Source organism: Veillonella sp. CHU110, assembly GCF_003992255.1.
GTDB lineage: Bacteria > Bacillota > Negativicutes > Veillonellales > Veillonellaceae > F0422.
In genome coordinates, this window is the sequence record NZ_RQVA01000020.1 from 16,343 (window position 1) to 31,326 (window position 14,984).

At 38.6% G+C, this 14,984-nt stretch carries 14 protein-coding genes and 1 riboswitch; all 14 genes read right to left on the reverse strand.

Annotated elements, in window-relative coordinates:
• Positions 1 to 5: 5 nt before the first annotated feature.
• A complete protein-coding gene (gene acpS, locus EO122_RS07575) occupies positions 6 to 368 on the reverse strand; it encodes a holo-ACP synthase (protein WP_127010066.1) in 363 nt (120 codons plus the stop codon).
• A 4-nt stretch (positions 369 to 372) separates the two neighbouring features.
• Positions 373 to 1,020 carry a ribulose-phosphate 3-epimerase gene (gene rpe, locus EO122_RS07580; protein WP_127010054.1) on the reverse strand — a complete coding sequence of 216 codons (648 nt, stop codon included), beginning with the start codon at positions 1,018 to 1,020 and terminating at the stop codon, positions 373 to 375.
• A 1-nt stretch (position 1,021) separates the two neighbouring features.
• Positions 1,022 to 1,882, reverse strand: a complete 861-nt coding sequence (rsgA, locus tag EO122_RS07585; protein ID WP_127010055.1) for a ribosome small subunit-dependent GTPase A — start codon at positions 1,880 to 1,882, stop codon at positions 1,022 to 1,024.
• A gap of 8 nt (positions 1,883 to 1,890) precedes the next feature.
• A complete protein-coding gene (pknB, locus tag EO122_RS07590) occupies positions 1,891 to 3,792 on the reverse strand; it encodes a Stk1 family PASTA domain-containing Ser/Thr kinase (RefSeq protein ID WP_127010056.1) in 1,902 nt (633 codons plus the stop codon).
• A gap of 11 nt (positions 3,793 to 3,803) precedes the next feature.
• A complete protein-coding gene (locus tag EO122_RS07595; protein WP_127010057.1) occupies positions 3,804 to 4,502 on the reverse strand; it encodes a Stp1/IreP family PP2C-type Ser/Thr phosphatase in 699 nt (232 codons plus the stop codon).
• Positions 4,502 to 5,548: a 23S rRNA (adenine(2503)-C(2))-methyltransferase RlmN gene (gene rlmN, locus EO122_RS07600; RefSeq protein WP_127010058.1), complete on the reverse strand. Its 1,047-nt coding sequence runs from the start codon at positions 5,546 to 5,548 to the stop codon at positions 4,502 to 4,504. Before rlmN ends, EO122_RS07595 begins: the two co-directional genes overlap by 1 nt.
• Positions 5,545 to 6,903, reverse strand: a complete 1,359-nt coding sequence (gene rsmB / locus EO122_RS07605) for a 16S rRNA (cytosine(967)-C(5))-methyltransferase RsmB (protein WP_127010059.1) — start codon at positions 6,901 to 6,903, stop codon at positions 5,545 to 5,547. The genes rlmN and rsmB overlap by 4 nt, the downstream gene beginning before the upstream one ends.
• Positions 6,875 to 7,642, reverse strand: a complete 768-nt coding sequence (locus EO122_RS07610; RefSeq protein ID WP_127010067.1) for a DUF116 domain-containing protein — start codon at positions 7,640 to 7,642, stop codon at positions 6,875 to 6,877. The genes rsmB and EO122_RS07610 overlap by 29 nt, the downstream gene beginning before the upstream one ends.
• Complete coding sequence (gene fmt / locus EO122_RS07615) at positions 7,635 to 8,612, reverse strand: methionyl-tRNA formyltransferase (protein WP_127010060.1); 978 nt, start codon at positions 8,610 to 8,612, stop codon at positions 7,635 to 7,637. Before fmt ends, EO122_RS07610 begins: the two co-directional genes overlap by 8 nt.
• 5 nt (positions 8,613 to 8,617) lie before the next feature.
• Positions 8,618 to 9,088 carry a peptide deformylase gene (gene def, locus EO122_RS07620; RefSeq protein ID WP_127010061.1) on the reverse strand — a complete coding sequence of 157 codons (471 nt, stop codon included), beginning with the start codon at positions 9,086 to 9,088 and terminating at the stop codon, positions 8,618 to 8,620.
• A gap of 8 nt (positions 9,089 to 9,096) precedes the next feature.
• Positions 9,097 to 11,277, reverse strand: coding sequence for a primosomal protein N' (priA, locus tag EO122_RS07625; RefSeq protein ID WP_127010062.1), 2,181 nt, complete (start codon positions 11,275 to 11,277; stop codon positions 9,097 to 9,099).
• Between the two features lie 224 nt (positions 11,278 to 11,501).
• Entirely contained in the window at positions 11,502 to 12,692 is a 1,191-nt protein-coding gene (gene metK / locus EO122_RS07630; RefSeq protein ID WP_127010063.1) for a methionine adenosyltransferase, read from the reverse strand.
• Between the two features lie 49 nt (positions 12,693 to 12,741).
• A riboswitch (SAM riboswitch) is annotated at positions 12,742 to 12,844 on the reverse strand.
• 56 nt (positions 12,845 to 12,900) lie between these two features.
• Positions 12,901 to 14,082 carry a bifunctional phosphopantothenoylcysteine decarboxylase/phosphopantothenate--cysteine ligase CoaBC gene (gene coaBC / locus EO122_RS07635; RefSeq protein WP_127010064.1) on the reverse strand — a complete coding sequence of 394 codons (1,182 nt, stop codon included), beginning with the start codon at positions 14,080 to 14,082 and terminating at the stop codon, positions 12,901 to 12,903.
• Between the two features lie 244 nt (positions 14,083 to 14,326).
• Complete coding sequence (locus EO122_RS07640) at positions 14,327 to 14,773, reverse strand: GNAT family N-acetyltransferase (protein ID WP_127010065.1); 447 nt, start codon at positions 14,771 to 14,773, stop codon at positions 14,327 to 14,329.
• Between the last annotated feature and the right edge of the window lie 211 nt (positions 14,774 to 14,984).

Consider the following 14,984-nt stretch of genomic DNA (forward strand, 5'->3'; position numbering starts at 1 on the left):
TTCCTCTAGTATACAATCACAGTACTGGTAGCATATTCACGACAATGACTAATAGATACTTGTAGGGTATCATATCCCAACGCTTTCATTTGCTTACCAAAGTATCCTGAACAAGTAATAACTGGCGCTCCCCACGCATCATGACTGACTTCTATATCTTGCCATGATCCATAGCGAAAACCTGTTCCCAACGCTTTCACACATGCTTCTTTGGCTGCAAAGATGCCGGCAAAGGAAGCGGCGGCTTGTTTATTTCTTCCCCACGCGTAGTTTCTTTCGTACTCTGTAAAAACACGATGCAAAAAGGATTCTTTTTGCATCGCTTGTTCCATTCGATGTATTTCTATTATATCTGTACCTACTCGAATCATATCATCCTCGCAATTGGCGAATCATATCTGCTCGATCCGAGGCTCCAAATACAGCTGATCCCGCTACTAACATAGTAGCCCCAGCTTCACGTACCAGTGGAGCCGTTTTTAAATTAATGCCTCCATCTACTTCCACAACAGCTGTTGTATTACCTACTGCATCCAATAGTTGACGAGCTTGTTGTACTTTTTTTACTGCATTGGAAATAAAAGATTGTCCTCCAAATCCTGGATTCACACTCATAATTAAAATTAAATCTAAGTCGCTAGCAATATCCTCTAATAAGGATACTGGTGTAGATGGGTTCAAGGAAACACCAGCTTTCATTCCTGTGCTTTTAATAGCTTGAATCAATCGGTGCGCATGTGATACAACTTCCCAATGAAACGTAAAATACTCTACACCTATCTTGGCATACTCTTCTACATAATCAGCGGGATTGGTCACCATTAAATGAACATCAAAAGGCAATGTAGTATGTGGACGTAACGCTTTCACAATAGGTGCACCAAATGTTAGGTTTGGTACAAAATGACCATCCATAACATCGATATGAAGTAAATCTGCACCACCTTCTTCTATCGTGCGAATATCTTCTCGCAAGTTTGAAAAGTCTGCAGACAACATTGATGGGGCAATTTGAATCATTTTATCTTCTCCTTTGATCTTCAATTTCAGATTTTATAGTCAAGTAGGATTGATATCTTTGTTGACTAATTTTGCCAGCTCCCATAGCTTCTTTTACTGAGCAGATAGGTTCATGACTGTGAGAACAGGGGCTAAATTTACAACCTGTATCATACTGACTAAACTCAGGAAATGCATACGTTAACTCTTCTAGCGTCATTCCTGTATGTTCAATGGCAGAAAAACCTGGGGTATCCATGATAAAAGAGCTTTCATCCAAACTATATAGTGAAGCATGTCGAGTAGTATGTCTACCTCGTTTAATTTTATCGCTCACAGCTCCAGTTTGGAACGCAAAATTAGGGTCTACTGCATTGAGCAAGCTGCTTTTGCCAACCCCCGATGGGCCAGCAAAAGCACTGATCTTTCCATGCAACAAACGACGCAACTCTTCAATCCCTTCTCCTGTATAGGTAGATGTGCATAGTACGGTATATCCAATATCCTCATAGATACGTTGTAACTGTACTGTTTCTTCTGAGTGCAAATCATACTTATTGATGACTAATACAGGAGGAATATCACTATGATGAATCATGACTAATAAACGATCCAATAGTAATGGATGTATATCTGGTTCCTTAGCAGCCACCACAACTATTACCTGATCAATATTAGCAATCGCCGGTCTACGTAAAGAATTTCTACGTTCCGCTATACCATCAATCCAACTATCATCTGTGATGGTAACCGTATCCCCCACTAGCAAGGAATACCGCTCCTTTTTTAATCGGCCTCTCACTTTACATTCACGTACTTCACCACTTGGTATTTGTACGTAAAAGTAGCCATTCATATTCTTAACTACAACACCTTGTTCCATGCTCTCACCTATAAGGATTGTTCCTGTACTAATGCGCCATTTAAGAAGGTTTGTACTCGTACATTTCCACTACCAGAAACACGTTTTACAATTCGATCACCTGGGGCATTGGTACCGTCATAGACCACACGACTTCCTTCATCATCTATGATAACAACTTTGATGTGCTGTGATGTTTTTCCATTTGGTACCGTCACATCAATTTCACCTTTTGTAGGCCCGCTATTTTTGCTAGATTGCGAATCTTTTTTATCAGCTTTAGCCTCACCTACTAAGCTTACACTTTCATCTCGTTTGACAGATGATCCTGGCGCAGGACTCACATCTGTAACAATGGCTGTATCTTCATTTGAGCCAGAAATTTTACTGATGCTTAATCCTAAATTACCTAGAGCCTCTTTAGCTTCCTTAATAGTCATTCCCACTACATTAGGAATCTCTATAGTAGAAGACTTCGTTTGATTTACCGTAATATCAACGGTAGCTCCTTTAGATGCTTTACCACCGGCTTGTAACCCTTGACTGATGACTACACCATCATCTTTACTCGTATCACTGACATAAGTAACCTTACCAATAGATAGCCCTAAAGATTTTAATTTCTCTCTTGCCTGATCAAAGCTCATACCTTGTAAATCAGGAATTGTAATATCTCCAGCACCTTTACTTACCACCAAGTGAACTAATCGTTGTTCTTTTACAGATTCACCAGGTTCTGGACTTTGAGAAATAACTTGTCCTGCTGGAACATCTGAATTCGTTACTTCTGAACTAGATACCCGTAAATGACGTTCTTCTAATAAACGTGTAGCCACACTTAACTGTTTACCAACCACATTTGGTACATCTACAGTAGAATTACTCCAGAAATTACCGAAGCTTAAAAATGCCCATAAAAAAGCTAGTATGAATGCAAATAAGGCTCCCCCAAAAATATATTTACGAGGTAAGCTACCCAATTTAGCAAAAATGCCATCTTGAGATTCTTCCTCTTCTTCTAAAACCTCAGTATCCATTGGTGGTAACACCTGAGTAGCAAAATCATGCTGCATAGGTCTAGCAGAAGTGCCTCCACGATATCCTAAAGACATACGTAAGGCTTGAATCATCTCAGAAATAGATCCAAATCGCTTGCCTGGCTCTTTCTCAAGAGCAACTAACACGACTTGTTCTAGCTGTGGCGGTATTAAGTTATTTTTAATTCTAGGAGCAACCACTCTATCCTTAACATGTTGTAAGGCCACACTAACAGGCGTTTCACCTCGGAAAGGAACTTCTCCTGTCAATAATTCATATAATACCACTCCTAAAGAGTATATATCCGTACTGACATTGATGCTTTTACCACTGGCTTGTTCGGGAGAAATATAATGAGCCGATCCCATGACAGAGTTAGTATACATCATCGTCGCCGCAGAATTAATAGCCCGAGCAATCCCAAAATCTGTTACTTTGATTCTACCAGTATCCGTAATCAAAATATTATGTGGTTTCACATCACAGTGTACGATACCCATAGCATGCGCATGTTCAAGCCCCTCCGCTATAGCAATCGTAATTTTAACAGCTTCTTGTACAGAAACACGTGCATGATGTTGAATATATTCTTTTAATGTACAACCAGCCACATATTCCATAATGATATAATGATAGCCTTGGTCATAGCCTACATCATACATACTCACTACATTGGGATGATTCAATTTACCTGCCGCTTGTGCTTCTCGTTTAAAGCGCGCCACAAAATCTTGATCGCTACCAAAGTTTTGATGCAAAATTTTAATAGCTACGGGCCTTCCCAACAATGTATCTTTACCCTGATATACATCAGCCATACCACCGACACCAATTTTTTGTCTCACTTCATAACGATGGTCAAAGACTAATCCTACTAATGTATGTCTATCCATATGTCACCTCTTTATATTCGTCCAAGTATGATTGTTACATTATCACGTGCACCTGCATCATATACAAGTTGCACTAAATCTTCCAGAACTCTACTTTCAGATGATTCTTCTGAAAGTATCTCTTCAATACGACTTTCTTCAATATAACCAGATAAACCATCACTACATAGTAGAATTCGTTCACCTTTATGAACTTCAACCATTCCTGTATCAACTTCTACTGTATCATATACACCTATAGCTCTTGTTAGCATATTCCGTTTCGGATGATGAATCACTTCAGCTTCTGTAATCGTACCTGCATTGACCAACTCTTGTACCATAGAATGGTCATTTGTCATTCTACGTAACTGGCTATCACCATAGATATATAGACGACTATCTCCTACATGAGCCCATAATAAAGTATCTTCCTTTACATAGGCTACTACAGCAGTAGTTCCCATACCTTCTAATTCTTTATAGGATTGACTTTTTTCAAAGACCATACGATTCGCTTCTAAAATAGCCTCACGTAATACCTCTACAGTAATTATATCTGCCCTTTCAATGACATCTACGATAGTATCTACTACCATAGTGCTGGCATATTCACCACCGGTATAGCCACCCATACCATCTGCCACTATAAGAAGTGGCCCTTTGGCATAGAATCTATCTTCATTTCGTTGACGAACTAACCCTGTTTTACTAACCCCTAAACTAATCATTACATCCCTTCTTTCAAAGATTGTTGATGTTGTATCTTTAATTGACCACACGCCGCTTGTATTTCATCACCCATTTCTTTACGAATTGTAACAGAGACACCATAGGACTCTACAATTCGTTTGAAATCTTGCATTGCTTTCATAGCTGGTTTGTATAAATTAATATGCTCATTTCCATTAACAGGAATTAAGTTTACATTACAATGAGGAAACTTTTTAGCAATTTGGCCTAATTCATGAGCTTCTTTCTCAGAAGCATTCACATCTTTAATTAGTATATATTCAAATGTGACACGGCGCTCTGTTTTTTTATAATATTCACTAACCGCATCTAATACATCCTGCAATGCATAGGTAGCACCAATTGGCATAATCGCTTTTCTCGTAGTATCTGTAGTAGCATGTAAGGATAAAGCCAATGTAATGGGTAATCCTTGATCCGCAAATTCATAAATTTTAGGTACAAGCCCACAGGTAGACACTGTCATACGACGATATCCAATATTAAAACTTTCTTTTTCATGAATAAATCGTAATGCTTCCAATGTATTTTCAAAGTTTTGTAGTGGCTCACCTGAACCCATAACTACAATCGAGTGTACCTCTTCTTGTATTATACTCTCAAACAGCAATAGCTGTCCGACAATTTCAGCTACGGTCAAATTGCGAAATAAACCTTCCGTAGTAGATGCACAAAAAATACAACCCATGGCACAGCCCACCTGCGATGATAAACAAACTGAATTGCCATAATGTTGGCGCATTAACACCGTTTCTACTTGATTGCCATCAGAAAACCTAAGCAATAGTTTTTTGGTATTTCCATCGGAGCTAGTACTTTCTTTAACTATAGTAGGAACTGTTATTGTACAATGCGCTTGTAGCCAGGTACGCATGCCTTGTGGTAGCTGTAACATCTCATCTATAGAAAATATATGCCGTTGATATATATAGTCCATGATTTGTTTTGCTCTAAATTTAGGAAATCCACCTTCCATAACAACTTTACTTAAAGCTGGCAATGAAAGGCCCACTAATTCAATCATTCTTTCTCCTTACGTAACCGTGCTATAAAGAATCCATCCATATCATACACATTTGGTAATAAAGTAACCATCGGGCCCTCTGTTTCAAATGGTAACAATGGAGCTACATCTTCTAGGGTATAATTCGTATGTGTATTTAAAAATGCTTGTATGACATGTTCGTTCTCTAGTTCATTAATCGTACATGTCGAATAGACTAAGTATCCACCTATTTTGACATAGGAACTAGCATTTTCTAGAATCTGTAATTGCAATTCTGGTAGAGAAGTTAATTGCGATGCATCTTTTCGCCATCGCATATCTAACTTTTTCTGTAATATTCCAAGTCCTGAGCAAGGTGCATCTACTAACACAGCATCATATTGTGCTTTCCATGCTTCATGAAAAGCCGTAGCATCTCCTTGTTGTGCAGTGACATTAGTTGCACCCATACGTTTCGCATTCTCTTCTAGCAAGTTCACTTTATGCTCATGAATATCTGTAGCTACTATGGAGCCTGTATTTTTCATTAGTGTAGACATGTGGAGTGTCTTCCCGCCTGGTGCTGCACAAATATCTAGTATATGCATTCCTTCCTTAGGGTCCATTGCATAGGCAACGGCCATCGATGCCTCATCCATAAAGGTCAATGCACCTTGTTGTACCCATTTAGCTTGTTGTAGCTGCCCTTTATGAGAGTGCACAATTATAGCCTCTGGAATCATATGGCTAGGCTCTACATTCCATCCGGCTTCTGTTAACTCCTCTAACAAAGCTTCTCTGGAAATTTTTAATGTATTTACCCTGGCCGTCAGTAAAGGAGTTTCATTGAACCATTCACATACATCGCTGGTTTCTTCCACACCTCTTTGTTGTATCCACAAGTTAACCAACCATAATGGCTGATTATAAATAAAGGATATTCTTTCCGCCTCTGAGCTTGCAAGACTATCAATACTAATCTCTTCTCGTTTGCGATCTACGTTACGTAATACGGCATTAATGAATCGATCCATACCAGGAGCTACTTTTTTTGCTAGTTTTACACTTTCATTGACAGCTGCACTAGAAGGTACTTTATCCATATAAATTAATTGATATATGCCTAATCGCAAAATCTCTAATACTAAAGGCGACACCTTTTTAACAGGTTTCTTAGTTAGATGTCCTATGATGGCATCTAAATAATTTTGTCGGCGCACCACACCATACACAAGCTCTGTAAAAAACCTACGATCTAAATCTTCTAACTTTTCTTGCATTATATAATGAGGTAACACAATATTGGCATATTTTTTATCTCGATTAATATCCACTAATGCTTTCATAGCAAGGCGTCGAATATTTTTATGTTCTTTTCGCTGTATCGTTTCCATACAATAACCTTTCTACGACAAGTCTAATATCTTCTGTATTTACTCGCGTATTACAACAAGGTCCACAAGGGCGTTCATTCAGTACTCCAATCACTGGAATTGGGAATACATCTGCCATACCACTGACCAAATCTCGTTCACAAGCAATTGCAACAATCGCTCTTGGACGCAGCTCTTTAATTTTTAATCGGGCTAAGGTACCTCCCGTGACAACTAGGAAATGACATCCATATTGGTTGGCTATTTCTAACAAGCTCCCCACCTGACATCGACCGCATTGTTTGCAATTATATACATCCGTCGTCACTTTATGTACACACTCTGAAAGTTGTATACAGTGAGGTGTCAGCAGTAATAATGTGTCTGGCTCTACCCGATATACTTGAGTATTTACTAAATGGTTAATGAATGCAATCAGAGATTGACTAACCTCATCTTTTGTATATCCACATATCTTACCTAATGTAGTCACAATAGGAAATAACATATATAATCCACGGTTAGATAGACGCAACAAAATAGGATGCTGAATTGAATACTGTGCTACTAGTACCATATAAGCCCACATGAACCATCCGATTCCCAGTGGGAGTAATAAGAATATTTCTATACAAGTACCGAATATGCCCCATTCTAGAAAACTATGGTGCATCATCCATAATATCCAGCCCCACACCATAGAGAGAAGGCTGACTGTTAATGCTGTCAGTAGTAAATACAAATAATAGGATTTATTCATTTCCAAAATAAGCTCCTAATTGGAGTTGATGCCCTCGAACAAAATCCCCAGCACTCATTCGCTTTTTATTCTCCGGCTGTACTTCTGTCACTCGCAACACACCTTGGCGTGTAAAAATACTAAATGATTCTTTATCGATGCCTACAACAGAACCTTCCTTAGGATATCCACAAGTATTTTTCAAATTTTCTGGTGCATACATGGACTCATGATCTACTTTAGCATGCCAAAATTTAATACGTTTGCCTTCAAAAAAAGTAAAACATCCAGGGCTCGGGTTAAATGCGCGAATCTTTGCCGCTAACACATGGGCTGATTCAGCAAAATCCAATAGACCCATTTCTTTTGTAATTTTACCTGTTTCAATAGCCTCCTCATGATTTTGAGGTGTTCTACCTAACGATCCATCTTGTAAGCCTGCTAAAACAGGTACAATCATCTCAGCTCCTAAGTGTGATAAGGTTTCGAATATTGTACCAGAAGTATCTTCTTCCGTAACAGGGATTCGTTCCATACAGATAATATCTCCCGTATCTAACCCTTCATCCATATGCATGATAGTCATGCCTGTTTCAGCTTCCTCATGAAGAATGGCATATTGGATAGGTGCTGCCCCTCTAAATTTTGGCAATAAAGAGGCGTGTAAGTTGATACATCCTAATGGTGGCTGATGAATTAACCAAGGCGGTAAGATTTTACCATATGCAATAACCACTACAATATCTGGGGCCAATGTTTCTAGCAACCTTTCAGCTTCTTCATTGCGCAGCGACTGCGGTTGATATACTGGTATATCATACTGTAATGCCAACTCTTTTGTAGGTGGCATTTGCAATTTATTGCCCCTTCCTTTCGGTTTATCCGGTTGACAAAAAACGCCCACTACATGGTGTTTGCTTTGGATTAGAGAAGCTAGTGTAGGAACAGCTATATCTGGTGTTCCCATAAATACAATACGAAGCGGATTCATGATTATTACCCTTTTTTATGAATCATAATCTCATTAGGATTCACTAATTTTTCTACAAACAAAATCCCGTTTAAATGATCAATTTCATGTTGGAAAATACGAGCTAAAAAGCCTTCTGCCTTAATCTTAATTTTTTTGTTATTGCGATTTAATCCATGCACTTCTACTTTTTCATAGCGTTCCACTTCGCCGAACAATTCCGGTACACTTAAACAACCTTCTAGGCCAATTTGGGCACCCTCTTTTTTGACGATTTCTGGATTGACAACTTCAATAAGCCCATTGCCATCATCTAATACGATAATACGCTTAGATACATTCACTTGTGGCGCTGCTAATCCTACACCATCAGTTTTATACATAGTTTCCGCCATATCATCTAATAATTGACGAATTTTTTTATTAACGAACTCTACTGGTTCCGCAATTTGTTTTAATACAGGGTGTCCTGTAGTCATAATTTCTAATACTGCCATAGTTCCTCCTATACTGGATCCACATCAATATACATGTGGGGCATTGTAAATATATCTGAATGATACATATATGATTTAATCTGCTGCAAATTAATTCCTCGTATCATAATACAAAGTCGATACATATCTCGTATCTTGGTAGCGCCATTTTCATAAGGCCCTAATATATCAATACGTTGTCCATGACTAGCCTTACGTAACGTATTAGCTAATTCAGTAGCTCTTTCTTTTACTTTTGAAAGTGTCGTATCTAGCAAGGTAATTTGAATCATTTCACCGATAGGCGGATATTGTAATGCTTCCCGTCCTATCATTTCTTCTTTGTAAAAGCTTTCATAGTCATGATTCGTACTGTGAATAATAGCATAATGATCAGGATTGTAAGTTTGTATAACTACACGACCAGACTTCTTGCCGCGTCCTGCACGCCCTGCCGCTTGTGTTAATAAATTAAACGTGCGTTCTGCTGCAGTATATACGGGAATATGTAACACTGAATCAGCTGTGATAACACCCACTGCGGTAACATTTAAAAAATCATGTCCCTTTGCTACCATTTGTGTACCTAACAAAATATCATAGGCACCCTTTCCAAAATCTCCAAGAATACACTCTGATGCCCCCTTTGTAGAGGCTGTATCTTGATCAAGTCTAGCGATTCTTGCTTGTGGAAAGCGTTTTTGCAACTCTTCTTCAACCTTTTGTGTGCCAGTTCCAAAAAATTTAATTTTTTGACTCCCACAATGAGGACATATATGTGGAACCTTTTCATGATGGTCACAATAATGACATTGCAGGTCTTGGCGTGCCTGATGATATACCATAGATATGTCACAATGAGGGCATTGTATTGTTTTGCCACATTCACGACACATCACAAACGTACTATGACCACGACGATTTAACAACAAAATCATTTGTTCTCGCTTCTCTAGGGTCTCTTGAATCAGCTGAGTAAGGGATGCTGAAAACACCGAATAGTTGCCATAGAACATTTCTTCTTTCATATCTATGACCTGTATCTCCGGCATGGGTTGATGAAAAATACGATGTGGTAAAGAAAGAAGTGTATACTCTTCTTCTTGTGCCTTATAATAGGCTTGTATAGACGGCGTAGCTGAACCAAATAGTAGGGGACAATGATTCGCCTCACTACGCCAGCGTGCCACCATCCGTGCATCATATCTCGTCATATCTTGCTGCTTGTAAGATGGATCATGCTCTTCATCTACTACAATTAAGCCAATATCTTCCGTTGGCGCAAACACAGCAGATCGAGCACCAATAATAATATGACTATCCTTTCGACGCAGACGTTCCCAATTATTATATCGTTCACTTTTCGTTAATTGGCTATGAAAAACTACGACTTCCTGTCCAAATCGCTCTACAAATCGTTTTACAATCTGCGTAGTCAAAGCAATCTCAGGCACTAGGACGATAGCAATTTTATCCTGCTGAATCGTTTCTTGCACGGCCTTCAAGTAAATTTGTGTTTTGCCACTGCCTGTAACACCATGAAGCAAAAAAGTCTCACTTCGTGCTTCTTGAATACATTGATGGATTGGTACATAGACTTGTTCCTGATCTTCACTTAAAGGAATTGGCTCTGTATATTCCTTGTCTTCATAACGAGTCTTCGTCATCTCATACCGAAGCTCCACATCTATATGAGAGCATTCTTTCACTTGTTTTATGACCGGCGCACTAAACCCTAATGATCGCAATGTCGTTACCGATGTGGGGCCATGATTTATCAAATACTGGGCCAACAATCGTTGTTTCTGCTTTCTAGGCTCAAACAGGCCGATGTGAAATGATGAGCTGGGTACTAACCATTCAATCTTTGGTCGATCATAGGATTTTAACTTACTTTTATCGACTGTAAACAAACTCAGTGCTTCTGCAAATGTACACAAGTAATATTCACTTAACTTCCGAGCTGTTGCTAGCATTTCAGAAGAGAACCAAGGTGTAGGATCTAATACAGATAGAATCGGCTTCACTACAAATGGCATCTCTTTCATTTCACTATACCCTACTAAAATTCCTTCCTCTCTAGAGGCTCCTAATGGTACAGCAACACGTGTTCCTACAGGAACATTGCCAAAAGATTCAGGAATTTCATATGTCAAAGGTTTATTCAATTGTTTCGCAGGACGATTAATAATAATTTCACCTAATTGCATAATAACCTCCTGACTAAACACTCTTCATTATACCACGATTATAGCATTCATTCCTACTATAAGAAACGTTCTTACTATGCTTTTTAACAATCAAAAATATGACTCTTATTTGTAAGAGCATACACAAAACAGGGTAGGGAATTTCTATTCCCTACCCTGTAGTCATTTACTATACATTGTGTATCGAATATGTTTCTATATCCATAGATACAACTAGTTATATATTACAAACCTGCTTCTTGGCGAAGAACTGCAGCTTTATCAGTGCGCTCCCATGGAAGATCTACATCAGTTCGGCCGAAATGACCATAGGCAGCAGTTTTTTTGTAATGTGGTTTCAACAAGTCTAGCATTTCAATGATACCTGCTGGACGAAGATCAAAATGTTTGCTTACTAATGCAGAGATTTTTTCTTCTTCAATTTTTGCAGTACCAAATGTTTCTACCATGATAGAAACAGGTTTCGCTACACCAATCGCATACGCCACTTGTACTTCACATTTATCAGCAAGACCAGCTGCTACGATATTTTTAGCTACATAACGAGCTGCATACGCTGCAGAGCGGTCAACTTTTGTAGGATCTTTACCGGAGAATGCTCCACCGCCATGACGTGCCATACCACCATAAGTATCTACGATAATTTTACGTCCAGTTAATCCAGCATCACCTTGTGGGCCACCGATTACGAAACGACCAGTTGGGTTGATGAAGTATTTTGTATTTTCATCAATAAATCCTTCTGGAAGCACTGGATCGATAACATATTTTTTAATATCTGCTTGGATTTGTTCTAATGTTACTTCTGGACCATGTTGTGTAGAAATAACGATTGTTTCAATGCGTTTTGGTTTTCCATCTACATATTCCACTGTCACTTGTGTTTTACCATCTGGACGAAGGTAGTCTAATGTACCATCTTTACGAACTTTTGTTAATTGACGAGATAAACGATGAGCCAAGCTAATAGGCATAGGCATCAATTCTTCAGTTTCATTGGATGCGAAACCAAACATCATACCTTGGTCGCCTGCACCAATTTTATCGAATGCATCACTACCGCCTTCACGAGATTCCAATGCTTCATCAACGCCCATCGCAATATCTGCAGATTGTTCATCAATCGCTACATTTACACCACAAGTATCAGCATCAAATCCATATTTTGCACGAGTATAACCGATTTCTCGAATTGTATCACGTACAATGTGAGGAATATCAACATATGTATTGGTAGTAATTTCGCCTACTACATGAACTTGGCCTGTCGTTACTAATGTTTCACAGGCAACGTGAGCTGTCGGATCTTTTTCTAAAATAGCATCCAATACAGCATCTGAAATTTGGTCAGCAATTTTGTCTGGATGACCTTCTGTTACAGATTCAGAAGTGAAAAATACATGTTTTTCTGCCATGAATAAACCTCCAATAAAAAAATTCCTCATCCCAAGATGAGGAATCATATCCCCATCTTCCGATCAAAGATCGTTGGATTTAGCACCTTCTCCCCTAAGGAATGGTTGCTGTAGCTTCAAAGGGCCTTTCCCTCCACTACTCTTGATGAGACTGTATCATACATATAATACTTAGTTTAAAATCACTATATGGTATTATAACACACATTTATAAGTCTGCCAAGGCTTGAATGATGCGTTCTGCTACATCAATTTTAGACATCGTTGGCAGAGATACAATTTGATCTCCTGGATAAATAAATGTAACTTCATTTGTATCTACATCAAATCCAGCATTAGCTTTACTTACGTCATTGGCTACTAGCATATCCAAGTTTTTTTTACGAACTTTTTCTTTACCATATTCAATCACATGTTGTGTTTCTGCAGCAAATCCTATCAGCTTTTGATGCGCTTTAGACGCCCCTAATCCAGCCAAGATATCTGGATTTTTTACTAATTCCAATGCCATCGAATCTTGTTTTTTAATCTTGTTATCTGCTGTTTCCGCCACTCGATAATCAGCTACTGCAGCTGCCATAATCACAGCATCTACCTCATGATAATATCCATCGATGACAGCTTTCATTTCCACAGCAGAACGAACTGGTACAAATGTAACACCATAAGGCACATCTAATTCCGTAGGAGCAGATACTAGAATAGTATTGGCACCTGCTTGTGCAGCCTTGAGTGCAATAGCATATCCCATTTTTCCACTCGAACGATTTGTGATAAACCGAACTGGATCAATCGGCTCTTGTGTACCTCCCGCACTCACCAAAACGGTTTTACCATTCAGTATATCTGTTTTACCCAAATGAAAGTCTACCCATTTCACAATATTCTCTGGATTAGGCAACCTTCCTTTTCCTTCTACTCCACAGGCCAGTAAACCACTATCTGGTTCCATAATCATGACGCCTCTACTTCGTAAGGTATCCAAATTTTCTTGTACTGCTGGATGCGCATACATATTGCTATTCATTGCAGGACATACAAAGATAGGTGCCGTAGTAGCCAATAGTTGTGTTGATAACATGTCATCAGCAATGCCATGTGCCATCTTTCCGATGATATTAGCCGTCGCTGGTGCCACAATATAAGCATCTGCCCAAGTTGCATAAGCGATGTGCTCAACATTCCAATCATGAACCTCTTCAAACATATCCACAGCTACAGGATGCTTACTTATTTCACCAAACACAAGAGGACTTACAAACTTTGTTGCATGTTTAGTCATTACTACTTTTACATCAGCCCCTGCTTTACGTAGACGGCTCACTAAGTCTACTGCTTTGTAGGCTGCAATCCCAGCAGTTACTCCTACTACTATATGCTTATCTTTCAATGCCTTCACCTTTTTCTATGCCAACACTAAAATGATGCAATCATCATCGCTTCTTTTACCATACCCATTATACATTATATACCTACGGATTACACCTATTTTTTCATAAAAGCCAACACTCTTCCTAGATGTAATACTGATTTAACCTAGCTTGTCACATATAAAAGCTGCAATAGAAATATTACTATTGCAGCTCTTCAATCATGATTCTTTCTAATGTATATAGATAAGCACCTGCTACCTATTACAGAGGCAACGATAAATGGACCACTGTTTTTACAGGACGTTTCGTATCATCTAATTTTTTAAATCCCAAATTAGTATATAATTCTTTTGCGTTTTCCATACTTGGTAAGCTATCTAGCAACAATGTCTTGTATCCAAATTCACGAGCATCTTCCACTACTAATTTAGCCATATTACTACCTAATGAACTATGACGAAAGGCTGGTCTTACATACAAACGTTTCATAGCCGCTGTATTGCTATCTACATAGCGCAAAGCGACACAGCCTGCAGGCTTATTATCGATAAAGGCAATATATAAGGCTTCCCCTTCACCCTTATATTTATCTTCCAGTCCATGAAACTCTCGTAAACTTGCGGATACACCAAGGGATCTAACGTATTCTACAAACAATTCTTTTACTTCATCAATATAATCATGACCATTACGAATTTCAAAGTTCATAGGTATTCCTCCTCATAGTATTACATGAAACTGATACTGATAGTATTCGACACGCACTATAAAAGTCCTTTTATTTTTCTAAATTTATTTTTTACTTTTAGAATCTAGCAAACAGACAATAAGATATAAAAGAAGGCTCTATAATAAATGTTGGGGCTACTCATATAAGAGTAGTCGCCAACATTCTTTTTTTGCAATAAAATAGACATAT